The 22,658-nt window shown below is 60.1% G+C and carries 20 protein-coding genes; 12 read left to right on the top strand and 8 right to left on the bottom strand.

Annotated elements, in window-relative coordinates:
* Window positions 1-10: 10 nt before the first annotated feature.
* From ACA062_RS20745 to ACA062_RS20735, 3 genes are read right to left on the bottom strand one after another with little or no spacing between them, the layout of a single operon-like run.
* A complete protein-coding gene (locus ACA062_RS20745) occupies window positions 11-331 on the bottom strand; it encodes an NIPSNAP family protein (protein ID WP_497452777.1) in 321 nt (106 codons plus the stop codon).
* Window positions 300-2,078: an FAD-dependent oxidoreductase gene (locus tag ACA062_RS20740; protein ID WP_497452776.1), complete on the bottom strand. Its 1,779-nt coding sequence runs from the start codon at window positions 2,076-2,078 to the stop codon at window positions 300-302. Before ACA062_RS20740 ends, ACA062_RS20745 begins: the two co-directional genes overlap by 32 nt.
* 32 nt (window positions 2,079-2,110) lie before the next feature.
* The gene (locus ACA062_RS20735; RefSeq protein WP_497452775.1) at window positions 2,111-2,929 is read right to left on the bottom strand and encodes a shikimate dehydrogenase family protein; all 819 of its coding nucleotides are present in this window, start codon (window positions 2,927-2,929) and stop codon (window positions 2,111-2,113) included.
* Window positions 2,930-3,074: 145 nt separating this feature from the next.
* Between ACA062_RS20735 and ACA062_RS20730 the strand changes: the two genes are divergently transcribed.
* From ACA062_RS20730 to ACA062_RS20720, 3 genes are all read left to right on the top strand, one after another.
* Window positions 3,075-3,848 carry an IclR family transcriptional regulator domain-containing protein gene (locus ACA062_RS20730; protein ID WP_497452774.1) on the top strand — a complete coding sequence of 258 codons (774 nt, stop codon included), beginning with the start codon at window positions 3,075-3,077 and terminating at the stop codon, window positions 3,846-3,848.
* A 79-nt stretch (window positions 3,849-3,927) separates the two neighbouring features.
* Window positions 3,928-4,332, top strand: a complete 405-nt coding sequence (locus ACA062_RS20725) for a DUF2251 domain-containing protein (RefSeq protein ID WP_497452773.1) — start codon at window positions 3,928-3,930, stop codon at window positions 4,330-4,332.
* Between the two features lie 175 nt (window positions 4,333-4,507).
* Window positions 4,508-5,248, top strand: coding sequence for a hypothetical protein (locus ACA062_RS20720; RefSeq protein ID WP_497452772.1), 741 nt, complete (start codon window positions 4,508-4,510; stop codon window positions 5,246-5,248).
* A 193-nt stretch (window positions 5,249-5,441) separates the two neighbouring features.
* Here the strand turns inward: ACA062_RS20720 and ACA062_RS20715 are convergent, their stop codons facing one another.
* Complete coding sequence (locus ACA062_RS20715; protein ID WP_497452771.1) at window positions 5,442-6,287, bottom strand: helix-turn-helix transcriptional regulator; 846 nt, start codon at window positions 6,285-6,287, stop codon at window positions 5,442-5,444.
* A 105-nt stretch (window positions 6,288-6,392) separates the two neighbouring features.
* Here ACA062_RS20715 and ACA062_RS20710 point away from each other — a divergent pair, with 105 nt between their 5' ends.
* Window positions 6,393-7,349, top strand: coding sequence for a threonine dehydratase (locus tag ACA062_RS20710; protein ID WP_497452770.1), 957 nt, complete (start codon window positions 6,393-6,395; stop codon window positions 7,347-7,349).
* A 60-nt stretch (window positions 7,350-7,409) separates the two neighbouring features.
* Here the strand turns inward: ACA062_RS20710 and ACA062_RS20705 are convergent, their stop codons facing one another.
* Together ACA062_RS20705 and ACA062_RS20700 are read right to left on the bottom strand one after the other, a co-directional pair.
* Window positions 7,410-9,773 carry a membrane-bound PQQ-dependent dehydrogenase, glucose/quinate/shikimate family gene (locus ACA062_RS20705; RefSeq protein ID WP_497457466.1) on the bottom strand — a complete coding sequence of 788 codons (2,364 nt, stop codon included), beginning with the start codon at window positions 9,771-9,773 and terminating at the stop codon, window positions 7,410-7,412.
* A gap of 73 nt (window positions 9,774-9,846) precedes the next feature.
* Window positions 9,847-11,196, bottom strand: coding sequence for a carbohydrate porin (locus ACA062_RS20700; protein ID WP_497452769.1), 1,350 nt, complete (start codon window positions 11,194-11,196; stop codon window positions 9,847-9,849).
* A 349-nt stretch (window positions 11,197-11,545) separates the two neighbouring features.
* Here ACA062_RS20700 and ACA062_RS20695 point away from each other — a divergent pair, with 349 nt between their 5' ends.
* From ACA062_RS20695 to ACA062_RS20680, 4 genes are read left to right on the top strand one after another with little or no spacing between them, the layout of a single operon-like run.
* The gene (locus ACA062_RS20695) at window positions 11,546-12,370 is read left to right on the top strand and encodes an aspartate/glutamate racemase family protein (RefSeq protein WP_497452768.1); all 825 of its coding nucleotides are present in this window, start codon (window positions 11,546-11,548) and stop codon (window positions 12,368-12,370) included.
* On the top strand, window positions 12,367-13,746 hold the full coding sequence (locus ACA062_RS20690) for an FAD-dependent oxidoreductase (protein WP_497452767.1): 1,380 nt from the start codon (window positions 12,367-12,369) through the stop codon (window positions 13,744-13,746). The genes ACA062_RS20695 and ACA062_RS20690 overlap by 4 nt, the downstream gene beginning before the upstream one ends.
* A gap of 2 nt (window positions 13,747-13,748) precedes the next feature.
* Window positions 13,749-14,537 carry an electron transfer flavoprotein subunit beta/FixA family protein gene (locus ACA062_RS20685; RefSeq protein ID WP_497452766.1) on the top strand — a complete coding sequence of 263 codons (789 nt, stop codon included), beginning with the start codon at window positions 13,749-13,751 and terminating at the stop codon, window positions 14,535-14,537.
* A complete protein-coding gene (locus tag ACA062_RS20680; protein ID WP_497452765.1) occupies window positions 14,534-15,493 on the top strand; it encodes an electron transfer flavoprotein subunit alpha/FixB family protein in 960 nt (319 codons plus the stop codon). Before ACA062_RS20685 ends, ACA062_RS20680 begins: the two co-directional genes overlap by 4 nt.
* A gap of 60 nt (window positions 15,494-15,553) precedes the next feature.
* Here the strand turns inward: ACA062_RS20680 and ACA062_RS20675 are convergent, their stop codons facing one another.
* Entirely contained in the window at window positions 15,554-16,504 is a 951-nt protein-coding gene (locus ACA062_RS20675) for a LysR family transcriptional regulator (protein ID WP_497452764.1), read from the bottom strand.
* Window positions 16,505-16,601: 97 nt separating this feature from the next.
* Between ACA062_RS20675 and ACA062_RS20670 the strand changes: the two genes are divergently transcribed.
* Genes ACA062_RS20670 through ACA062_RS20660 form a run of 3 tightly spaced genes read left to right on the top strand, consistent with a single transcriptional unit; the run spans window position 16,602 to window position 19,382 of the window.
* Complete coding sequence (locus ACA062_RS20670; RefSeq protein ID WP_497452763.1) at window positions 16,602-18,056, top strand: FAD-dependent oxidoreductase; 1,455 nt, start codon at window positions 16,602-16,604, stop codon at window positions 18,054-18,056.
* A complete protein-coding gene (locus ACA062_RS20665) occupies window positions 18,053-18,784 on the top strand; it encodes an SDR family NAD(P)-dependent oxidoreductase (RefSeq protein WP_497452762.1) in 732 nt (243 codons plus the stop codon). The genes ACA062_RS20670 and ACA062_RS20665 overlap by 4 nt, the downstream gene beginning before the upstream one ends.
* A gap of 19 nt (window positions 18,785-18,803) precedes the next feature.
* On the top strand, window positions 18,804-19,382 hold the full coding sequence (locus ACA062_RS20660) for a cysteine hydrolase family protein (RefSeq protein ID WP_497452761.1): 579 nt from the start codon (window positions 18,804-18,806) through the stop codon (window positions 19,380-19,382).
* Between the two features lie 86 nt (window positions 19,383-19,468).
* On the opposite strand, the gene ACA062_RS20655 is transcribed toward ACA062_RS20660, so the two are convergent.
* Window positions 19,469-21,325 (bottom strand): sigma 54-interacting transcriptional regulator, encoded by a 1,857-nt coding sequence (locus ACA062_RS20655; RefSeq protein WP_497452760.1) that lies wholly within the window; start codon window positions 21,323-21,325, stop codon window positions 19,469-19,471.
* A gap of 421 nt (window positions 21,326-21,746) precedes the next feature.
* Between ACA062_RS20655 and ACA062_RS20650 the strand changes: the two genes are divergently transcribed.
* Window positions 21,747-22,637, top strand: a complete 891-nt coding sequence (locus tag ACA062_RS20650; RefSeq protein ID WP_497452759.1) for a VOC family protein — start codon at window positions 21,747-21,749, stop codon at window positions 22,635-22,637.
* Window positions 22,638-22,658 lie beyond the last annotated feature (21 nt).

The following is a 22,658-nucleotide window of genomic DNA, read 5'->3' as shown; positions in this document are numbered from 1 at the left end:
GGGACGACGGTTACTTCAACGGTGAAAAGTCGGTCGGGCGCAGCAGGCGCGACTCTAGAGTCACCACGGCGTCGAGCTCCTTGTTCTGCCGGGCAAAGTCCTGCCAGCGCGGATCGGCTGCCATGGCGTTGCGACGGGCCATGCGATCGTCGAGGCTGGTATAGGCCCAGATGTGCACCACCTGGTTGACCTCACCGATTTCGGTGGTGAAGAAACCGACCAGGTTGCCCAGGTGCTCCTGCTGCACGGCCAGTGCCGCGTTTTTGTACAAGGCGAGCCAGTCGCCAAGGCCGGTCGGTTTAATCGTGTAGGTGCGCAGTTCGTAGTACATGCTGTTCTCCAGTGCGGGGTTCTTGGGTTGTGCTGCGGTCAAGACGGGCTGCGATATCAATGGCGGCGAGGTAACCGAAGGTGATGCCGGGGCCGAGGGTTATGCCGGGACCGGGGTAGGTGCCGTCCATGATCGAATTCATTTCGTTGCCGGCGGCGTACAGGCCGGGGATCGGTGCGCCGCTGCGGTCGAGCACGTTGGCCTGGCTGTTGGTGACCAGTCCGCGGGCGGAGCCGAGGTCACCGGTAAACAGGCGAATGGCGTAAAACGGCGTCTTGTGCAGCGGTTTCAGGCACGGGTTGGGTCCGTGATGCGGGTCGCCCATGTAGCGGTTGTAGGCGCTGCTGCCTTTACCAAACAGACTGTCGACGCCAAGGGCTGCATCGGCGTTGAACTGCGTCAGGGTCTGCTCCAGAGCCGTGGCATCGATGCCAGCGATGAGGGCCAGTTCGGCGAGGCTGTCTGCGCGCAGCAGATAACCGGCGTCGATCAACGCGCTGTTATCGACCGGTCGCGGACGGGCCAGGCCCATGCCGTATCGGTTCAAGGCTTCGCTGTCACAGATCAGCCAGCAGGGCGCATTGGCGCCGCCGTTGGCGAACATGCTTTCGACGAAGCAGTGGTAGGAGTCCGACTCATTGACGAAACGTCGCCCGGCGCGGTTGACCGCGATCACTCCGGGTTTGGCCCGATCGGTCACCAGATGCGCAAAGCGCTCGACGCTGCCGTCGGCCTTGCGCAGCACCGAGACCGGCGCCCAGAAGAAATTCGCCGAAAGGTTGTCGCCAATGGCTGCGTTGACCGAAGCGGCCAGTCGTTGTCCGTCACCAACGTTGGCGGGTGGTGACATGCTCCAGTGTTCCGAGTCCGTCGCTGGCCGCTGTTCAGCGGCTTGAGCACCGGCCGCAAATCCTCCCATGGCCAATACCACGCCGCCCTTGGCAAATACCTTGCGGGTTTGTCCGCTCCAGGTGATCTGCACACCCTTTACGGTTCCCTGCTCGACAAGCAACGCATCGGGTGCCGCCTGAAGCCACAAGTCGACGCCATTGGCGAAGGCGGTGGTTGCCAGCCGGGCGATCAAGGCATTGCCCACGGTCAGGCGCGTGCCGCGTGGATGGTTGAGGCGATCGATGGCATAGCGGCTCATCAGTTTCAGGCAGTGCCAGAGGGATTTCGGCGAGCGCTTGAAGCTGAGGAAGTGCTGGATGTCGACACGATTGACCATCATGCCGCCGAACAGCAGCATGCCATCCGGTGGCCGCTTCAGGTCTTTGAAGTGTTCACCAAGCTTGCGCCCGTCGTACTCGTCGATTTCCAGGGCGCGACCGGTTTGCGTGCCACCGGGCAAGTCCGGGTAATAGTCGGGCGACAGTGGCCGCAGGCTGTATTTGAGATCGCTGTGGGTCTCCAGAAAACCCAAGGCTTCGCGGCCATTGTCAATGAAGGAATCGATCAGCGCCGGGTTGTAGCCAGCGCCGATCACTTCCTTGAGATAGCGGCGCATCTGTTCGGCGCTCAGGTGATGCCCGGCGGCCCGGGCCTGATCGGAGTCGTGCAGCCAGACCGCGCCACCTGAGATCGCCGAGGTGCCGCCGAAGGCTTCGGTCTTTTCCACCAGCAAGACCTTGAGGCCTCGGCAACTGGCGGTCACCGCCGCAGCGAAACCGGCGGCACCGCTGCCGAGGACAATCACGTCGTAGACCAGGTCGGCACCGGCAGCGAGGTGGGTAGTCGTCATATTCATTGTCTATCGCCTGTCGAGGACACGGCTGCAGATCAGATCTGCAGCGGTGTTACGCCCATGAAGTGGCCGAGGTTACCCAGTTGCGCCAGGGCCATTTCCGGACCGGTCTGGATCGGGCAACCACGCAGCCGGGCGAAGGCGAGAAAAGGCGTCACGGCTGGCGAAGTCACGACATCGGCAACCAGCGTCGACTTTTGCAGGGTTTGCATCAGAACTTGCGGCAACGGCAGCGGGCCTTCATCGCTGGTGGCGCCCATGCCGACCGGCGAGGCGTTGACCACCAGATCGAAGTGCTCGAGCGAGGCGGGGCTGGCGCTGATCACGATCTCGGGAAAAGCATCGCGCAACAGTTCGCCGAGCATCTCGACGCGCTCCGCGCTCAAGTCGCTGATGACCAGATGACTGATCCCGGCCTGACACAGTGAATAAGCAATCGCACTGCCGACACCGCCGGTGCCGATCACCAACGCCTGTTTGTCTTGCGGATTGAACCCCTGCTGGCGCGCAGCACTGAGAAAACCTTCGCCGTCGACGATATCGCCCACCAGCCGGCCGTCGGCCTCGCGCCGGATTACGTTGACCGAGCCCAGCGCCGCCGAGCGCTCACTGACGCTGTCCAGACGGCCGGCCAGTAGCTGTTTGTAGGGGACGGTGACCACGCAACCGCGCAGATTTTGCCAGCCACGCAAGGTCTCAATGAAGTTCTGCAGGGCGGTCGGCGCAAGGTCGATGGCCAGCATGGCAACGTTTTGCTGGTGATCAGCGAACCAGCGGTTGAAGTTTTCCGGCGATTTCACCTGTGTAACAGGTGAGCCGACGATGGCGACCAGTTCAGTCGAAGCCTGAATCATTTGATGTTCCCGCTTATTGGCTGTGTTGTGGGGCCGATACTGCAAGCGAGGAGGGAGGCGAACAATCAAGCTGCGAGGTGTTTACGTTGATAATCGCATCATCAGTGCGATAATCGCATTATTGGTTTGAATAAGAGTCGTAGCGATGAAGCAGCCCACTATCCATCAACGGGATTTGATCGTCGGCCTGCAAAAGGGACTGGCGCTGTTGCAATTGTTTTCCCAGGAGCATCCGCGCCTGAGTGTGCCTGAGGCTGCCCGACTGGCCGACATGACCCAGAGTGCCGCCCGGCGCTTCTTGCTGACGCTGGTGCATGACGACTTTGTGCAGACAGATGGCCGTTATTATTGGCTGACCGCCAAGGCATTGCGTATCGGCCAGGCCTATGTCGATTCGGCGGTGTTGCCGCGCATGCTGCGTCCCATCGTCGAACAGGTGGCGCGAACCACCCAGGAACACGTGTCTGTGGGCGTTCGCGACGGTGATGACATCGTGCATATCGTGCGCAGCCGCTACAGCCATATCACCTCAATGTCGATCCGCCCCGGCTCACGGGTGCCGATGTATTGCACGGGCAGTGGCCGGCTCTGGCTGGCGAGCCTGTCAGCGGAGGCGCTCGACACCTATTTCGCCCGCAACCCGCCACGGGCCATTACCCCTTATACGGTGACCGATGAGGCGCGCATTCGCGCCGAAATCGCCTTGGCTAACGAGCGTGGCTATGTCCTGGTGGATCAGGAGTATGAAGTGGGGATGCGGGTTCTGAGCGTGCCGTTGATGGATCGGGAAGGGCGGTTGCAGGCAACCTTGACCCTCACCACCCACGCCTCGCGAATGACCCTCGAGCAAATACGCGAACGTTATCTGTCCACATTGTATGAAGGGCAAGCATTGCTAAGGCCAATCATGACCCTCTAGTTTCGTAGCACTTGCGAGCGTGGCGCCGAGCTAGGCATCATCGATGCCTTCATCTATCACCGTGCAAAGGATCGCCCGCATGCCCATTTATATCGCAGCAGAGCATGAGTTGAACGTAGGTCGCGCCACCGTAGCAGAGGCGCCTGCGCAAGAAGGTTCATTTGTCGTCGTATTCGAGGACGATGAAGACACCGGCTATTTCTATGCCCTGGATACCTCGGACAGTGACAACCCGATCCAGGATGCGCTGCATATCTATAATGTCGCCGACATATCTGATCGGGACAAATCCTCGACGGTGAAGATCGGCTGGTCCATGGACCATGGCAAGGCTGTGCTGTTGATCAACGACCATCCCCACGCAGTGTTTGATTTTGCCGGCAAGCAAGGCTATTGCCGTTCCGGATTCCCACCTTCTGCGGGTAAAGGCTGGTCTGAGAATGGCCATGAGTGGAATGACGAAGCGCTGAAATTGTTTGCCTGAGGCATGCCCGTTGAGGAAAAGGGGGGCTGATTTATCTTCCAGAGGAAGATAAATCGTCCCTTTTTTCGATCCGAGACAAACTCGTGACCTCTGATGAGGTCGTAGACCTGTAAACGCAGGTCACGGACGTCCGCTTCTGGCCGCCACTATTAAGATCGAAAAAGGAATAATTCGAATGAGCGACCATCACGCGCCGGACTTCACCAAAGTCCCCCAAGGCATGGTGCCGTTCCCCAGCGTCGAAGAAGTTTTCGTGGCTGATCAAATGGAACTGGGCAAGCACTTGCACCCCCTGTTCAGCATTGATATCAGCACCTTGAACCCGCAATGGTCGGGTGTGCTGTACATGCTCAGCCCGCTGGAGCCGTATGAATGTCTGGTAGGCGAGTTGACCGAGTGGGATGGGTACCATGGCGACCTGTTGAAAACGAACTGGATCGGATTCAGTGTCGAACAAGGACGCTATCGTCTTTGCGGTGACCCGCGATACTTCTTTCTTCATGAGGGCAACGCGGATCTGGCTGACCCTCATCCGGGCGCCAGAGCTGATCTGGAGCGACATTACACCGAACAGGATATCGCCTTCGCAGCCGCGGCTGACGGGTTCAAAAGCAGCGGGACGCTGGCCCGCCTGGATTGGGATGCCAATCATCCCGTGGAATTCGTCAAGCAGTTGGGTGGTGAAGTCGACGGCGTGGCGAACTGGGTGGAAGCGGTCGAGTTTCCCATGCACATCGTTGAACGTGACGCCGATCGGGGTGACTCGAACGTCTACCCCTTGAGCCCGGCAGGTAACCGTTTTTTCCACGTGGCAAGCGTACCTGGCTGGCATTATCGAACCGCAGGCGCAGACCTCATCGTCATGTTCTATGAGCCTGTTGAGGGGTTGGTGTTGTTTACTTTCGATTACAGCTGAGCGGATTGCTGCGATTCCAGAATTTGGCGTTGGCAGTACCGGCCTCATCGCGGGCAAGCCCGGCTCCCACAAAGGGCCCGGGCGGTGCCGACTGTCGCGGTACTTCAACGGACCCGTTGAGGCAATCGGGCAGCGTGCCCCAGTAGGAGCTGTCGAGCGAAGCGAGGCTGCGATCTTTTGATCTTGCCGTTACTCAGCGGAGGATTCTGCTATCCAATAACCCGGTCTGTACCGACCTCGAATATGTTCGTAATTGCGCCGGGCTGACACCCAGCCGTTGCTTGAAAGCAGTCGCCATGTGCGCCTGGGAGTTGAAGCCGCAGGTGAGGGCGATCTCGGACAGGCTGGCTGTCGAGTCGCGCAGCCGGGCACGGGCCTTGGCGAGTCGGCGGTCGATCAGGTAACTGTGCGGGCTTTTGCCCGTGGCGTGCTTGAAGGCCCGCATGAAAAATCCTTCGGACAATTCAAACAGTCCGGCCATTGCCTGCACGCTCAGCGCACCGTCAAGACCGGCGTCAATGAATTCATCGAGCAGGCGCATGCGGCTGGCGGTGATGGAGCCTTGGGGCGGCGTCGGCAACGCCTCCTGCGCCATGGCCCGTTCAGCCAAGGCTAGCGCCCAGGCCTCCCAATCGTCATCCAGCGAGGCGTGCAACAGCGCGTTGCGCATTTGCCGCGCAAGGCTGATGGCCTGCGGATCGATGCGATTGTTGAAGGCCCGCTCCCCCTTCAACACCAGGCCGTCAGCGCGCATCACCCGCAGGTATTCACCGCCTTCGGCGGACTCGGACAACACGTCACAGCCGACAGGGACAAACGCCAGGCCGTTCGGCGTGGCAACGAACGGCAGCACTCGATCACTGCCGATGGCGTGCTGGCCTTGCTGGCTGTCGAAGGCAAAGCCGATCGCCGCATGGGTCGCTACGTATCGGGCAGCGTAGGCGGAACCGGGCAACAATTCGATCGCCCAGGGGCCGGCCTCGACACGGCGGACCGGTTCGGTCAGGAGCGATGGTGCCAGGCGGTTTCGAGGGTTCATGAGCACCATAGTAGTCAAGACGCGGCACAAAAGTCAGGTCGGTTTTCTGAAAGCCGGCGGATGGGCACCGCGTCTAGACTGGGCAAAACCTCAGGGAGAGTGCTCATGCACAGACTGACTCGCGATGACATCGAACAAGCGGCCCACCAGGTGTACCAGGTCATGCCTGCCACCGCCCAGTACCCTTGGCCATTGCTGGCTGAACGGTTGGGGTGCACGGTGTGGGTCAAGCATGAAAACCATACGCCCACGGGCGCTTTCAAGGTGCGTGGCGGCATTACCTTCATGCACTGGCTCAAACGCACGCACCCCACCGCCAGCGGCATTGTCACCGCTACCCGCGGCAACCATGGCCAGAGCCTGGCGCTGGCGGCACGCGCGCTGGGTTTGCGCGCATTGATCGTAGTGCCGGAGGGCAACTCGGTAGAAAAAAACCATGCCATGCGCGGCTTCGGCGGCGAGGTGGTCGAATGGGGGCGCGATTTCGATGAAGCCCGGGAAGAGGCTGCACGCCTGGCGCAAGAGGAGGGCCTCTATCTGGTGCCGCCGTTCCACACCGAATTGGTCAAAGGCGTGGCCACGTACGCGCTGGAGCTGTTCAAGGCGGCGCCGGACCTGCATACCGTCTACGTGCCGATCGGCTGTGGCTCCGGGGTTTGTGGGGTGATCGCCGCGCGCGATGCGCTGGGCCTGAAAACAGAAGTGGTGGGGGTGGTTTCCACCGAGGCGGCAGCGGCAAAACTTTCTTTTGAAGCGGGAGAAATTTGCGAAACCGCGACGGCAAATACCTTTGCCGACGGCCTCGCCGTTCGTAAACCGATTCCTGAAGCCTTCGCCATCTACGGTGCGGCGGCGGCGCGGATCGTATCCGTCACAGAGGACGAGATAGCCGAGGCCATGCGCGTGTATTACACCGATACCCACAACCTGGCGGAAGGGGCGGGGGCGGCGGCCCTGGCGGCGCTCATTCAGGAGCGTGAAGCCATGGCGGGAAGACGGGTGGGGGTCATTTTGTCCGGCGGGAATGTCGACAGGGCGGTGTATGCAAACGTGATCGGGTGACCGAGGGCGACATAAGCACCAGCCGTTGAGAGGCCATGCACTGCATGGCCTCACAGAGTGCTATTTCAATTTGAATGCGATGACGCTGTCGCCCAATGTTGTCCCAAGGGAACCATGGCCGCCGGCAGAAATGACAATGTACTGGCTGCCATCCTCACCGACATAAGTCGATGGAGTCGCTTGCCCGCCGGCGGGCAGCTCATATTGCCAAAGCAGCTCCCCATTATTGATGGCATACGCACGAATGAAATTATCTGCGGTAGCCGCGTGGAATATGACACCGCCTGCTGTAACCAGCGGACCGCCGTGAGCCACCATGCCCATGGGTAAACCGATAGGGAAAGCCCCTGGCAAGAAGGACGTCTTCAAGTTTTTGGTGGTACCGATACGACGCATCCATTGCGTCTTCCCGGTCAGCAGGTCGACACCCACCATTCGACCCCACGGCGGTGCGATGCAAGGAATGCCCAGTCCGGACGCAAATTGCTTGATGTTGATGGCGTAGTCACCCTGGAAGTTTTCATTCCAGTAGGGTGTTTTATCGGCCGTGAACAGGCGTTTTTCCTCGGTACTCGCATCGCGCTTGATCAACGTATATTTGTAAGCCAGCCGTACCGGCGCGCCGATGGCAATCTGGCGTTGCGGATCCACGGCAATCGAGCCCCAGTTGAAGGCACCGATATTGCCAGGAAAGATCAGCGAGCCGGTTTCGCTGGAAGGGGTCCAGGGGTTATTCGTGTAATTGAGCTCGTTATAGGCAATGCGGCACGACATCTGGTCAAACGGGGTCAGTCCCCACATGGCGCTTTCTTTCAGCGGTTCCGGGATAAAGTTGAGACGCGATACGGGCTGGGTCTTGGCAAAACGTTCGCCGTGCACACCGCCCTTATCGGAAACCGCGACTTGATCCACGGGTACGATCGGCTCGCCGGTAAGCCGATTCAATACGAAGATATTGCCTACCTTGGTCGGCAGCAAAATCGCCGGTTGCTCCTGTCCTTTGGGCCCGATATCCATGATGGAAGGCTGGGATGGATTGTCTCGATCCCAAAGGTCATTGTTGGAGGTTTGAAATTTCCATTTGAATGCGCCGGTGTTGAGATCCAGGGCCACCAGCGTATCCCGGAACTTCTCGACGTTGCTGTCCGGGTTGCGTTGCAGCCCCAGCTCATCAGGGGAGGCATTGCCGAAGGGCACGTAAACCAGATTGTTTTTTACATCCGCACTCAGGGTTGCCCAAGCAACAGGAGTGTCTTGCTGGTATTGCCCAGCCGGATCGATCGGTGAGGTGTGATCCGGATTCTCTGGAGCAAAATTCCAGACGAGCTCGCCGGTCATGACGTTGTAGGCACGAATCACACCGGACGGGTTGCCGCTGTTGTAGCCGTTGTCCATGACCGAGCCGCCCAGAATCACCAGGTCACCCGCCACCAGTGGCGCTGCCGTTTGCATCAGTGCGTGCGGTCGCAGTGGGCCCATGTTGGCCGTGAGGTCAACGACACCCTCCTGGCCGAAATCCGCACAGGGTTTGCCGGTGTCGGCATCCAGCGCAATCAGCTTCGCAGTAGCCGTCGTGGTGATAATGCGTTTCTGGCATTGGCCGCTGGAGGAGGGCGCGGCAGTCTCACTGTTGGCCTTTGCAAAATAACTGACGCCGCGACAGGTCTGGTGCTGCACCAGGTACGAAGGGTCTTTGGTCGGTTCGTATTTCCAGGCCAGCTTGCCGGAAACCGGGTCCAGCGCATGCACTTCATTGTGCGCAGTACAGATGTACAGCCGGTTATTGACCTTGAGCGGTGTGGCCTCGAAGGTGTACTCGCTCGCATCCTTGCCAGGATCGCGAAGGTCGCCGGTGTGGTATTCCCAGGCGACTTGCAGATTCTTGACGTTTTCGGCGTTTACTTTATCGAGCTTGGAGAATCGCTGCCCTTCATTGTTACCGCCATAAGCCGTCCAGTCCTCGGCAGGGGCATCGGTTTTCTGGCTGATCACGGGATTGGAAATGTCGCCCTGAACCGGGTAGGGGTCATAGAACATGATCCCGACGACGAGCACCATCATGACCGCAACCGTGCCGCCCAATGCCGGATGAAATTTTTTGTTCTCGCCGGTGTAAAGGGCGCGGGTTACCCATGGCAGGGCCAGCCAGAAACCAATCAGCGCAAAGAGATCGCCCCGGGGTATCCATTGCCACTTGTCGAAGCCGACCTCCGATATGATCCAGATCAGGATTGCCCACATGACCGCTGCATAGAATGTCAGCGCGACCCGCTTCCTCAGGAACAGCAGCACGGCCGTGATCAGGAGGCAGATCGCAATAATCGCGTAAGCGGGCGAGCCTCCGACGAGTATCAGGTGGCCTCCCATGTATAGGGTGGCGAGCCCTATGAGTGCCAGGATAACGCCGGTAACTCTCAGTATCATTTCACACCTCGTGTGGGGTTCAGGAACATCGGCCATGGCACTTCCATGACGCTAGTCCGGCTTTTTTGTCGGTTCAAAAAACCGTGTTGACGGTCAGGCCCACGACGGTAGCGTTGTCCACCTCGTGAACCCCACCCGGATTGGCCAGGTATTGAATGTTCGGACGCACCATCAGCCACGGCGTCAACTTGAAGTCATAATGAATCTCGGCGGCATACTCGGCCCGCTGAACAGGCTGGTAAGCGGGATCATCGTAGTCATTCAGGGAATTGACGGTGTTGTGCAGGCGCTGATTTTTCGACAACGCCGGGTTGACGTGCAGCTGACTGAAACCGATCGCGACCGCGTCTTGAGGTCGTGCATCGAAGGGGCCCGCGTAGATGGCGCCGACTTGGGCCTGCCAGTCCAGGGTGCTGCTGCGTTTGTCATACTGGGAGTAATGGGCAAAGAGGCTCAGCCCGCGTTTGGGATCGCCTTTGACACTGGTGATCTGTTGACGGGCGTAGGCGTACATCCCGTATCGCCCATCCAGCTGGTCCGCCGCATCGCCGGTCACTTGCTTGAAGTTGCCGTTGCGGTCCTCCAGCACATCGTTGGCGGTCGCGCTGTTCCAGTAGCCACCGACCATGTATTTGCCGGGCATGCCGGCCGCGCCCAATGCAGGCGTCCAGCCCAGCTCGCCGACGTAGGTCGTGCCTTCACGGCCAGAGGTGTTCAGCTTGAACCCGTTGTTACTGTCCAACAGGGTCGGGTTGTATTCATAAGCCCCCACCTGGGCATAGATTTCAGGGGTCAGGTTGACCTTGATCCGCCCGCCCCATTGCCCGACGGGCGAGTTGTACCACACCGTCGAGGCGTGTCCGACCAGGCCGCCACACAGGGAGTTGTTCTGGAACACACAGCCGGTTGCATCGAAGTCGCTGCCTATCGGCAAGCGGCCCACTTTAATGTCGAGCACATCGTCAAAAAACTTTTGCTGATACGCCAACGTGGTAATGCGCCAGGTTTGACCGCGTCCATAGTTCTCTTGAACCGAGGACGCTATGGTTCCCGTACGCGGATCGGTCAGCCGATCATTGCTGAGGTCTCGGCCACTGCGCTCGGTGATCAGCAGTTGAAAGCTGGCGTCCTGCCAACCCAGAACTTTTTCGAGATCGATGGCTGTGCCCAAATTGAACTGGTCGGTGTACCGCGCAGCCCGATCGTGATCATAACCACCGTTGACGTTGGCGGCGCTTTCCGACTGGTAGCTGAACTGAAAGTCATAACCTTTCTCGAGCAACTCCGTTCGAAGCCCGCCCCAGTCGCCCGTCATCCACCGAGACGATGAGGAAAACATCGGCTCACTGGCAGCGGCATTCATGGCGAAGCCGAGGCTGAAGATACATCCTGCAGCCGCGGCGAAAGTGATGGTGGGTTTCATTAGATAGCATCCTCTACCGTCTGCCCCAAGCATCCAGCGCTCATGGACAGCCCAGCGAACCTTTGTAGTAAAGGCAATTGTAACTACATGAGTAGCTAGCTAACTATCTATTTGATCGATTCAATTAATTCAATAAATTCATGGGGATACTGCCACGCGGGAATTGCGCCTTTCACGGGTCGGGCTTTTCCCGATCTTGCGGTTTTGTTGAAAGGCCCGTTCAACCCCAGCGCCTACTCAGCCCTGGGACGCTGCGCTAATAATTCCTCATCAACTATTCGCCAGGGTGGCCAGGCAAGTCGACCGCAAGGTTGGGTGCCCGGGCCCTGGCTCATGAATGAGGACACCGATGAGCATCCGTATCTGGCATCAGAGTTTTACTGTTCTAAGCGACCTGGGTGCTTACGACGAAGCGTTGCGCGCACATTTTCGCAAGGTTGCCCGCCCGGGTACGGAAATCCACCTGCACGGGATGCTCCCAGGCACCTACCGCAATCACTATCCCGGCGATGACATCAAGTATTCGGCGCTGCAGTACTTGCATGGCATCCAGTTCATGGCGGCGGGCATCAATGCCCAGCACCAGGGTTTTGATGCGTACGCCATCAGCACGCTGCCGGAGCCGGCGCTCAAGGAGACTCGCAGCCTGCTGGATATACCGGTGGTGGGGTATGGCGAATCCGCGATGCTCACTGCGTGCATGCTGGGTCGTACCTTCGGGGTGTTGGTGTTCATCAACGAACTGGCGGGGCAGATCACTGAAAATGCGGCGCGCCATGGTCTTGCCGGGCGGTTGACCGGGGTGCGTCATGTCGGCTTCCACTTTGCCGACGTCCTGGCAGCCTTCACCGACCCCACTGCGCTGATCGAGCGCTTTCGTAGCGCTGCACGCGGCCTGATTGCGCAAGGTGCCGAGGTGATCATTCCCGGGGAAGCTCCGCTTAACGTGTTGCTGGCCACCCATGGCGTCAACGAAGTCGACGGTGTGCCGGTCCTCGATTCGCTCGGCGCCTGGGTCAAGCAAGCGGAAGCCATGGTGGACTTGCGCCGCGCCAATGGGACCAGCACTTGCAACCGTGGTTATTTCTCGGCTCAACCGGCACCTGACCGGGTTCGGGAGATATTCGAGTTTTATGGCCTGACCCCGTTCCTGCAAGGGGGAGCACAGCTATGAATCATTACGAATGCGACCTGCTGGTCATCGGTGGCGGGCTGGCGGGTTTTTGCGCGGCCCTGAGTGCAGCCCAGGCGGGTTTGCAGGTGGTCGTGCTGGAAAAAACCGCGCAAACCGGTGGCTCGTCGGCCATGAGCGGCGGTTGCCTGGCCTTCGCCGGCACCGATCTGCAGCGCTCCCACGGGATTGAGGATTCGTCGCAGCGGCTGTTCGATGACCTGGTCGATGTGGGCAAGGGTGAATGCGACGAGTCCCTGGTCAAGCTGTACACCGACCACCAACTGGAGACCTATCAATGGCTCAAGGACAACGGGGTGGTGTTTGCCGATGTCATCGAGGCCGCCTCGGGGCAGTCGGTACCCCGGGTGCACAACGTCGATCCGGCCGACATGGTGCGCCAACTGCAATTGGCCGCGCTCGCGACGGACAAGGTCGAAGTCTGGCTGCACAGCCGTGCCCGGCGCTTGTTGCGCAATGAAGAGGGGCGGGTGACTGGGGCCTCTATCGAGCGCAACGGAGAGCAGCAGCAAATCATGGCCCGCAGCGCGGTGTTGTTGGCCAGCGGTGGCTTTGTTCAGGACCGTGAGTTGATTCACCGCTTTGTCCCGCAATACGACAATGCGGTGTTCATCGGTGGCGAAGGCAATGAAGGCGACGGCCTGCGCATGGCCTGGGCCTTGGGCGCGGATGTGCGTGACCTGCCCTACATCAAGGGCACGTTCGGCAAACACCCGATGGACGAGCACAACCATCACGCCTGCCTGGCCGTTTACAAAGGCGCCATTGCGGTGAACCAGGACGGTCGGCGATTTGTCGACGAATCGCAGTCCTACAAGTTGCTCGGCGATGCGGTGATGCAACAGGCATTCGGTGTGGGGTACCAGATCCTGGACCAGGACATCATGGACAGTGGTGACAACCAGGTACGCATCCTCGACTTCACCCGGCGCCTGGAGGAGGGGCTGTTCATCGAGGCGCAGACGCTGGAACAGTTGGCGCGGCTGATCGAAGTGCCTGAAGAGGTGTTGCTGGCCGAAGTGGCCGCGTACAACGATGCCGTTCGCCAGGGGCAGCCACCGGAATTCGGCCGTCGGCATCTGGTGCATCGTCACGGCCAGTTGCGCACCCTCGAGCGCCCGCCTTTTTATGCCTACCCGTCGACGGCAGCGGTGTTCGGTACCTACTGCGGCGTGATCGTCGACACGGATTTGCGTGTGCTTGATGTGTTCGGCGAGCCCATCGAGGGGTTGCTGGCGGCGGGAGAGATGATCGGCGGTTTTCACGGCGCCGCCTATATGACGGGGTCGGCGCTCGGCAAGGCCGCCGTATTCGGACGTTTGGCCGGCACCCGGCCAGGCACTGCGAGCGAGGGCTGACCATGAAGATTCTTGTCCTGTTGGCGGGCGTCGCGGATATCCGTTTCCCGTTGCACCCCATCAGTTTGAACAGCCAGGCGATGATCGATGAGCAAGGATCGCCCCGGCGTGTACTCAGCCCGTTCGACGAGGCTGCGCTGGAAGTCGCGTTGAAACTGCGGGACGCGTGCGCCACAACGCAGATCGATGTGTTGCTGCTGGACGGCGCCAACAGTGAAAACCTGCTGCGCAGTGTCGCGGCTTTTCGTCCCGATTCATTGCAATGCCTGGCGCTGCAACCCTGCCAATTATGGGACGCCCGCCAGACAGCCGCGCAGATTGCCGGGCTGATTGAGCGCGATTATTACGGGCACGAACTGGTGCTGGTGGGGCGTGAACTGGGTGATCTGGATGAAGGCAGTATCGCGGTATTGCTCGCACGCAGTCTTGGCAGACCGCAGTTTGCCATGGCCCAGTCTGGCCAATGGCAAGGCGAGCAACTGTGTCTGATGCGCGAGCGCGGCACCTGTGAGGAGTGGCTGCGGGTCGATCAGCCCTTGTTGGCGAGTGTGACCAATGATCGACGCAACAAGCTGCGCCATCCCCTGATGAAAAACGTCATGCAGGCCAAGCGCATGACCTTTTCCCATGTCGCTGCGTCGGCCCCGGTGCGTACGGGGATGACCCTGTCACGGCTACACGCCGCGCCGGTGATCCCTCGTCTGGGGCAGTGTCGGTTGTTGGACGGGGATGTCGGCCAGCAGGCCAAAGCATTGTCCAGCTGGTTAAAAGAGCAAGGGGTCAAGCCATGAGCAGAGTTCTGACGGTCATTCCCCAGGCCTGGGGCGCTCAGGCGCTGGAAGCGGCACTGGGTGCAGCGCAACAGGTCAGTGGCGCGGAGGGCTTCGCGGCGGTGCTGATCGGCAGCCAGCCCAGTGCCCGGGATGCTGAGTGGGCGATGCGGGCCGGGGCACGACAGGTGTATCAGTCCGTGCAGGCGGCGTTAGGTGAATGCGATGAGCCCCAGGTGCTGGTCGCGGCGGTCGGCGAAACGCTGAGGGCGATTCCCCGGTTGGGCGGCGACGTGCCGTTGGTGTTGCTGCCACCCGGCCCGCAAGGTGAAGAGCTGGCGGCGCTGCTGGCCGATTGTCTCGATGGTCAGGCGTTGGGGCGCTGTCTGGCCCTGGGATTTGACGGCGATACGCTGCTGGCGGAACGCGCGGCATGGGGTGGGCGCATGCGCCTCTGCCTGGAGATCACCCGGGGGCCAGCCTTCGCCTGCTTGCGCGCAGGTACTCCGCTGTTGAATGCGCAAGCCGACGCTGATGTGTTCACCATCGAACTGCACGGTCTCCTGCCCGGGGCGCTGACCCTGGATAAGCGTGAAAGCGGCCAACACCTGCCGCCTCTGGAGGGTGCCACGCTGGTGGTGTCCGGTGGAAGAGGGGTCAATGAGCAAGGCTTTGCGTTGCTTGAGGAACTGGCGTTGAGCCTGGGCGGAACACTGGGCGGCAGCCTGCCCGCGGTGGATGCAGGCATGGTGCCCGTGTTGCGTCAGGTGGGTGTGTCAGGCAAGTTCGTCAGCCCGCAGATCTACCTGGCGGTAGGTATCTCCGGCACCCTGCAGCATCTGGCCGGGGTCAGCCTGGACAGCTGTATCGTGGCGATAAACAAGGATCCCGAAGCGGACATTTTCAAGGTCGCAAGCCTGGGCATCGTAGCCCCTTGGGAAACGCTGCTGCCTGCGTTACTGGATGAGTTGCGATAGGGCCCCGGGCACATGCCAGTCCACGCTAGTGGCTGGCATTTTTCAAGCGTTACGAGGTCGCTAAACGAGCCCGCGGCGTCCTTGCCGTACCGCGATGCTCGCGCCCGAAGCCGGACGGCGCTGTGCATCCAGGGTGGCGAGGATGAAGTCGATGAACGCACGGGTGCGCGGCGCAATGAAACGCGCTTTGGGCGTCACCGTGTAAAAGCTGCGGCTACCGGTGCTCCAGTCGGGAAACAATTCCACCAGTTCGCCGCTGCGGATCAGCCCGTTGACGAACACGTCCAGGACATAGATGACGCCTTGCTCGGCCAGGGCGGCCTGGATCAGCGCGTCGGTGCTGTTGAAGTGCAGGTCGCCACGGGGCGTCAGTTGGTGTTGCTCGCCCTCGCAGGCAAAGGTCCAGTCCGATACGGTGTAGCGACCGGCACCGAAAATCCCCAGGCAGTGCTTGGGCTGCAGATCCTGCGGCTGTTCGGGAGTGCCGATCCGTTTGAGTAACCCGGGTGCAGCGCAAGCCACGTAGTGCGCTTGATACAGCGGACGGGCGACCAGATCGGCGTCATTGACCGAGTCGATGCGGATCGCCACGTCGGTGCCCGTGGCGATCAGGTCTTCGGCATGGTCTGTCTGGCGCAACGCCACGGACAAGCCGGGGTGCTGCGCCGTAAAGGCCGGTAGCGCCGGGCACAGCAAGGCACGGGCGAACGCTGCCGGCGACTCGATGCATAACTGTCCGCTGATCTCACCTTTCTTCTGACGAACCTGAGCTTCCATATCGGCGACCAGCTGCAGTACCTGGTTGCACTGCTGGAAATAACCTTCGCCGTCGTCGGTCAAGCGCAACGAGCGGGTGTTGCGCGATAACAAGGTCACCCCCAGGTAGTCCTCCAGCTTGCGCACGCTGGAGGTTACGGTGGCATTGGCGATGTCCAGCGACTCGGCGGCGCGGCTGAAACTGCCGCATTCCACCACGCGCACGAACACCTGCATTGCCCAGAGTCTGTCCATCGGTTTTCACCTTTTTCTAATAGCCCATTAGCCGCGTCAGGCTCGAACCCAGGGGCAGCGATTTCTATAGTACCAGCCACCAAGAGAGGAACTACCCATGGCTGAATTAAACTTCGATCTGATTGTGGTGGGCTGCGGTGTTGCCGGTCTGTCGGCGGCAGTGGCAGGCGCCGAACGCGGCCTGCGCGTGGCCGTGCTGGAACGGGCCAGTCGAGAAGAGCGGGGCGGGCAGAGCCGCTTCACCGAGGCCTATCTGCGTATGAAGAGCCATACCGAGGTGACCGACGATTTCGACCAGTTCCTGGCCGAGCATTCCGGCTATTACCAGGACCCGGATTTTGTCGCCGAAACCCTCGCCGATCGCGCTGACTGGTCGGCACAGACCCGCGCGCTGGGCTCAGTGGACGCCAGTGTGATCGGCACCTTCGCCGAACAAGTGCCAGGCACCATTGAATGGTTGAAGCGCCACGGCGTGAAGTTCGATTTCCTGCCGACCCAATTCCTGACCAGCACCCAGCCACGGCTGTTGCCGGTCGGCGGCGGCGAGGCCATCGTCGAAGCCCTGGCGGCCAAAGCCGAGGCCCTGGGCGCAGAGTTTTTCTATGAAACCTCCGGGCGTGAATTATTGATCGAAGGTTATGCGAAGGTCCTCGGCATCCGGGCCCTTTCACGACTGCAGGGCGATCTGGTTTTCCGTGGTGCCGTGGTATTGGCCAGCGGTGGCTTTGAAGGCAATACCGAAATGCTCAGCCGCTACCTGGGGCCACGTTCGGTGTATTTGCGTCCGGTGTGCAAGGGCGCCTATTACAACCGCGGTGAAGGCATTCAAATGGCGCTGGACGTCGGCGCCGCGGCCAGTGGTGATTACGGCAGCTATCACGCCGAGCCCGTGGACCCGCGCTCGGGCATCTCCGAGCCGTCGATTTTCGTGTTCCCCTACGGCATCCTGATCAACAAACAGGGGTTGCGCTTCACTGACGAAGCACCGGGTACGGTGGATGCCTGGTACGAACGGGTCACGCGGCAGATCTATCAGCAGGATGAAGGCATTGCCTGGGTCATTCTCGATCAGAAGGTCAAGGACGTCCCCAACTACCGCTTGGCGATCCGCACCGATCAGGCCGCGATCGAAGGGGCCACCCTGGCCGAGCTGGCCGCGAAACTGGGTGTTTGCCCAAGCACTTTGCAAGAGACCGTGGGCCGCTATAACGCCGCCTGTGTCCCTGGGGACTACAAGCCGTTGCAGCTCGATGGTGTGGCCACCGAGGGCCTGCAACCGCCTAAAAGCAACTGGGCACTGCCGTTGGATGCCGGCCCGTTTTTCGCCTACCCGATCATCTCCGCCAACGTGTTCACTTTTGGTGGCCTGAAAGTGGATGAGCGAGCGCAGGTGATCAACGCCGACGGTCAGCCGATAGGCAACCTCTACGCCGCCGGTGAAACCGTGGGCTTGTATTTTGGCAACTACGCCGGTGGCACTTCAGTCCTCAAAGGCCTGGTGTTCGGCCGCCTGGCGGGCCAGGCCGCGATGCAGCAGCGGGGTGCGCAATGAGTGTCGCTGTAGTGACCGGTGCTGGCGGTGCCATCGGCAGTGCGGTGTGCAAGCTGCTGAGCAGCGAAGGTTATCAGGTCGCGGCACTGGACCTGGCCGAGCCGCGGGTGCTGGGCCCGAACACGCGTTTCTATTCCTGCGATGTGGCTTCGCGCATCGCCGTGCGCGATGTGGTCGAGCAGATCGAAGATGACATGGGGCCTATCACTGCGTTGGTCAATGTCGCGGGAGTCTTGTCCACGGGTAGCGCGCTGGAACTCAAGGTTTCGGAGTTTGAACGGGTGATGCGGGTCAACGTGCAGGGCACGCTCATTCCTTGTCAGCTGATCGGCCAACTGATGGCCGAGCGCAAGCAGGGCAGCATCGTCAACATCGGCTCAGTGGTCGGCAAGAACGGTGGCAACGCCCGCCCTTGGCTGGATGCCAATGAACAGACGCGAGCCGGTGGCGTCGCTTACGGCATGTCCAAGTCGGCGGTGCACACCATGACCCTGTTCCTGGCCAAGGAATTGGCCAGCGCCGGGGTTCGGGTCAACGCCGTGGCGCCAGGCCCGATCGCCACTGAAATGACCACGTCCTTCCCGGACAGTCTGCGCGCGCTGATCCCGTTGGGACGCATGGGCCGAGCCGAAGAAGTGGCGTCGGCCGTCAGCTTCATGCTGTCGGACAAGGCAGGATTTATCAGCGGGGAAATCCTCGATATCAACGGTGCACTGTGGTGCGACTGATTCAAACCAAGGGAAAAGCATGATGAAAAGTATTTATCTGGTTCTGGACATGCAAAACGACCTGGTTCACCCCGACGGGGCCAGTGGCAAGGGGCCGCTGGGCGAGCAGGTACGCAGCCGCGAATTGATCGCCCGTACGGCAGCGGCCATTGCTAAAGCGCGCAACAAAGGCATTGCGGTGGCGTTTGTGCGGGTAGCGTTTTCCGACGACCATCGCGAAGCCAATCCCGCCTCCCAGGTGTTCGGCGCCATCGCAAAAAACGGCATTTTGAAAAAGGACGCCTGGGGCGGCGCAGTGCATGATGAGCTGGCACCCTTGGCGAACGAGTGGAACATCGTTAAACACCGGGTTTCACCCTTCTATGGCACCTCCCTTGAAGTGCTGTTGCGTCGCGAAGGCATCGAGCGCATCTACTGCAGCGGTGTCAGTACTCAAGCGGTGGTCCAGGCCACGGTACGAGATGCCCACGATCGGGATTTCGATGTGCTGGTACTGGAAGACTGTTGCGCATCGCCGTCGGCGCAAGAGCATGAAAACTCCATGGCCAGTATCGCGCGCTTTTGCACCAGCATTGACTCGGCCGTCGCTTTCGACTGATCGCCAACGCTCACCGGGATCCGCCACCGAGGCGATCCCGGCCCTCTCTTGAAGTCCGCTATCGCCCGGTGTTGTCTCTACGACAATCACTGGGCGCCGGATTCGTCCGAAGACATTTTTTTCAGTCGATAATCCAGTTGCGCGCGGCTCAGCCCCAGTAAGGTGGCGGCGCGCGAGATGTTATTTTCGCTGAGCTGCATGGCCACTTCGATATACACCTGCTCGATCTGACTCAGGCGTACCGGCCCCCGTTGCAGGGTGCGTTGCGCGACCGCGAGCAGCTGGTCATGGCTTGCATTGTCCTGTTGCGCCAACCCTACGCCTGGAACGTCGACCTGGGGCATGCGAATGCCGATGGCCGGGCCGCTGTCCCAGCTGACGGTACCGATGCGTTCGAGCTGCCCGCCCAAGGCATCGAGGCCCGAGAGATGACGAATATCCAGCATGTCACCGTCGTCGGAGAGGATGATGGCCCGCTCGATGACGTTCTCGAACTCGCGAATATTGCCTGGCCAGTGGTAATCCAGAATGACTTGCAGCGCTCTGGGCGTCACACCGGTCAAGTGACGGCCGTGCAGGGCGCACAATTTGCGCATGACCGTGTCGAGCAACAAGGGCAAGTCGTCCTTGCGTTCGCGCAAGGGGGCGATGGTGATCGGAAACACGTTCAGCCGATAGAACAGGTCACTGCGAAACCGACCGGCCTTGACCGCCGTGGCGAGGTCTTCGTTGGTCGCGGCGATGACCCGAACGTCGACCTTGATCGTTTTATTGCTGCCCAATCGTTCCAGGTCACCGCTTTGCAGCACTCGCAGCAGTTTGCCCTGGGCGGTCATGCTCAAGGTGGCAATCTCGTCGAGGAAGATCGTGCCGCCATGGGCAATTTCAAAACGCCCTGGACGCGGGTCAGTCGCGCCCGAATAGGCGCCGCGCTGAACACCGAACAGTTCTGACTCGATCAGTTGCTCGGGGATTGCTGCACAGTTGATTTCAATGAAAGGCGTGTTGGCTCGCAGGCTGTTGCTATGCAACTCGTGGGCGAACATCGTTTTGCCGACGCCGCTCTCACCCAGCAGCAGGACCGTGGCATTGGTACCTGCCACCCGCAGAATTTTATGCATGGCGATGTGGTAGGCGGCGGAGCTGCCTACCGGGCGGCCGAATTCGGTCACCGACGGTTGGCTCTCTTCCAGTCCGAAGGGCGACGGCGCCGTCTTGACGGGGGTGTTTTTTGCAGGCTTGACCGGTTGTGTCCGGCGATGGTCGGTGACCCGTGGCTGGAAGTATTTGAGATCATCTTCGGTGTTGTCCCAGTCCTCGACCGGCTTGACGATGACCCGGCACAGATCATGTCCGCAGCCCTGGCATTGGGTTTCCCTGGCCAGTAAGCGACGGCCCATCAGGCGGCTCATGAACCCTGAGCTATAGCCCACTTCCATCCAGCAAATAGGGTCGGTACTGACCCCGTTGGCGGCGATATGCACGTCACTTTCGACGGAGCGTTTCCAGGTGAACTCGCCGTATTTGAAGCCCTTTGCGTGATCGAACTCAATACACACCGGTGCGACTTCGACGATGCCGGACAAGGCGTGCAACTGCCCCCCGGCCGCAGCGATGTCCAGTTCATTACCCGTGCCGCGGGCCTGGATCGCCAGGTCGGCATCACGCTGCCCCGTCATGTAGCCGACTCGGGTCAACAGGCCTCGGGTGAACTCCACGCCGTTGCTTTCCAGCAGCTCCTGACGCAACGCCCCGAACGCCTCTACATGCATCAGCATCATGCGTTTATCGCCCAGCCAGATCAGTCCCTCCTTGGGGTTGAAATACAGCCGGTCGACCAGGTCCTGCATGTCCGGGAAGCGCAGGTCGGTGATGATGTTAATGCCATTGCGATTACGCGACTGCCGCGAACGCGCTTCGCTATCGATTGGAGGAGTCGTCATCAAATGAGCCTGTGTTTTTTGTTATAGAAGGCAAGTAGCGATATCCGATGCCAGACGCGTGCCAGAAATGTCATGAGCGCCCTCACTGGCTGAGCGCACTGAAACACAAGCTGCCCGGGGTGCGCTATCCATTCACTGCATTCCAGTCGATTTATTTCCCCCTGCCCGGGATTGACGAAAATCCTTGAATGAAATTCGGAATTTTCGAATTTTCGTAAATCCGCCTGCATGGGTGAAAACGCTGATTGCGGATGAACAGTCATTGTTTGTCGACTGTATCTGTTTGATTAATAAAGAATAAATTATTACTTTTTTAAATATCAAATGCTGGCACAGCGCTTGCTCTTGTCCCTTCAACAGCTGTTCTTCAAAGCGTCATCAGAAAGAGCAGAACAACAAAAACAAGATGAGGTGCAGGCAAGTGGCAGAAATTCACTCGTTGGCCTACGCAGGATTCGGTGTAAGCGACCTTGATAAGTGGCAGTGGCTGGCCACTGACATCATCGGCATGCAGGTGGCCAATCGCGACGAGCAGGGGTTGACCTTGCGCATGGATGAATACGCCCAGCGATTCTTCCTGGAAAAGAATCCGATCGACGACATCCTGGTGGCCGGCTGGCAGTTTCGCAGCGAGCAGGAGCTTGAAAGTTATGTTGGCGAGCTGCGTGAAAAAGAGGTTGCGGTCGAAGTGCTGTCCAGTGAGTTGTTGCAGCGGCGCAGGGTGGAAAAGGCGTACAGCATCCAGGACCCGAACGGTTTCACTCACGAGTTTTTCTTCGGCCACAGCGAAGCAGGTCTGAACGACGTGTTTCGTTCGACAGTGCTCAAGGGCAGTTTTGTCACCGGCGACCTGGGCATCGGCCACCTCCTGCCGTTTGCCAAGAACGGGCCGCAAACCGTGAGCTTCTACAAGGATGTGTTGAAGCTGCGAGTCAGCGATTACATCCGGGAAGAAGTGCAACCGGGAATCGTGGTGGACGCCACGTTCTTCCACACCGCAACGGGCCGTCATCATTCCATCGCCACGGCGCAGGCGCCCAGCCCCAAGGTGCTCAACCACTTCATGGTCCAGGTGCAGAACATGGACGACGTCGGCCTGGCCTACGACCGCTGCATCAAGGCGGGCATCCCGATCATTCTCGAACTCGGTCATCACCCGAACGACAGGACCTTTTCTTTCTATGCCCAGACCCCTTCGGGGTTCAACTTCGAAATGGGTTGGGGCGGGGTGGTCATTGACGATCAGCATTGGGAAGTGAAGGCGTTCAACAAAATGAGCGACTGGGGTCACAAACGCAACATCGTTCTCTGATCCACAGCGGGCTGCCGGCCT

The sequence above is a fragment of the Pseudomonas sp. LBUM1679 genome, from assembly GCF_059695565.1.
Note: the sequence above shows the minus strand (reverse complement) of the source record. Positions and strands in the feature narration are given on the sequence as shown.